Here is a 1,240-nt window from a genome sequence, read left to right as displayed (position 1 = left end):
CCAGCACGCTGGGCATGGACATCCGCTATGTCGTCACCTCGCTGACAGAAGGCTCGGCTGAGCATATTTACGACACACTCTACTGCGCGCGCGGCCAAGCCGAGAACCTGATCAAGCGCCACAAGACCCAGTTGGCTAGCGATCGCACCTCGTGCCGCTCGGCCAATGCCAACCAGATGCGGCTGATCCTGCACACCGCCGCGTACTGGCTGTTATGGCGCGTCCAGCAGGCGATCCCCAGCACCACCGCGTTGGCCACCGCCGAATTCGTGACACTGCGCCTGCGGCTGCTCAAGATCGCCGCTCGCGTCATCGAAAGTGCCTCGCGCATCCGTGTCGCGTTCGCGTCAGCCTGCCCCGATGCCAACGTGGTCAGAGCCCTCGCTACCAGCCTCCGGCCAGCACCGACATAACCAGCGCGGCCGTGCCGCCGAACGCCAAAGCCTCGTCCATCAACCTCGAAAAGCCCATTGCTCCTGACGCGGTGAAAAACACCGGCGCCGGCGCTCGCCCAAGTCACGCCGCCAAACACCGATCGAGCTCGGGACACACCAGAGCGGCGGGCTCGTGAATAACCCGGGTTAAAGGCGAAGTAAGGTGGCATGACCGCCTCGGAGGCGGCGCGGTTGCGGACGCTCGAAGGAGAGAATCGGCAGCTGAAGAAGTTGCAGGAAAGAACTGACCCGGCCTGTGGATCTCTACGCTGCGGTGGAGAAGCTGATGGCGGAGCGCGACATTTTGAAAAGGCCGCCAACTGCTTCGCGAAGGACTCGATATAGCTTCATCGCGAAGCACCGCAGAATCTGGCCGGTGGCATAAATGTGCGGGGCTCTCAAAGATCTTTTGGCGGTGTGTCGCAGATCGCCTTCCATGCCTAGCTCACCCAGATGCCATCACAGCCTACCCGCGAGGACGGGGTCATCGGCGCGAGAGACAGGGCCCAGCGATGTTGGCAGCTACCGCGCCTATGTCGCCCGCCCTGTCTGGCACGACCTGCTGGGGGCAGATTTCCTGCGGTCTGTACCGGGTCGAACGGCTCATGCAGGCACAGGGGTGCGGGCACGGCCTCGTCGTCGCGGACTGCCAAAGGATCAGGGCGCACGCTCGGTCATCGCCGGCAATGTGCTGGATTGCCAGTTCACCGCAGACAGGGCCAACCAGAAGTGGGGGGCGGACTTCACCGTAAGCGTACGGCTTCCCGCGTGTTGCGGCATTCAAGCTCGGCGCTGATGGACCTCCG

Annotated in this window: 1 protein-coding gene; it reads left to right on the top strand. The window is 63.5% G+C overall.

The genetic code is table 11. The features are described from left to right. A partial coding sequence (locus tag IE122_RS18225; protein ID WP_189622642.1) for a transposase occupies positions 1–413 on the top strand: 413 nt, incomplete at its 5' end. Between the last annotated feature and the right edge of the window lie 827 nt (positions 414–1,240).

It is taken from the genome of Novosphingobium colocasiae (assembly GCF_014652555.1).
Classification (GTDB): domain Bacteria; phylum Pseudomonadota; class Alphaproteobacteria; order Sphingomonadales; family Sphingomonadaceae; genus Novosphingobium; species Novosphingobium colocasiae.
Note: the sequence above shows the minus strand (reverse complement) of the source record. Positions and strands in the feature narration are given on the sequence as shown.